The sequence below is a fragment of the Flavobacterium sp. GQ95 genome (assembly GCF_059758655.1).
The window spans coordinates 1-317 of sequence record NZ_JCAXEB010000080.1; the positions used below are offsets into that span (position 1 = coordinate 1).

Sequence of the window (317 nt, forward strand, 5' to 3'; positions counted from 1 at the left end):
TGAACCCTGATTATTTTTAAGCTTACACGCTTAATATAGATTCATAATTACATTGTTAATAGTCTATTTAGTCAGGTATAGGTACCCAGATGCATCATGTCCAATATTGTTCTGATCTTTGTAACTCACAATATAAAAATATGTTCCAACCGGAAGTTCTTTGCCTTCAAAGGAAATATCAGCATTATTATAATGCTTTTGATCATATACCACTGCTCCCCAACGGTTATAGATAGTGACATTATTGTCGGGATACTGTTCCAGCCCACTAATATAAAACACATCATTGAACCCGTCTCCATTGGGAGACAAACCAT

At 35.0% G+C, this 317-nt stretch carries 1 protein-coding gene; it reads right to left on the reverse strand.

Annotated features, from left to right (window positions below):
• Window positions 1-63 precede the first annotated feature (63 nt).
• The coding region (locus AC6CH4_RS26010; protein ID WP_498108243.1) for a T9SS type B sorting domain-containing protein at window positions 64-317 on the reverse strand (254 nt) is incomplete at its 5' end.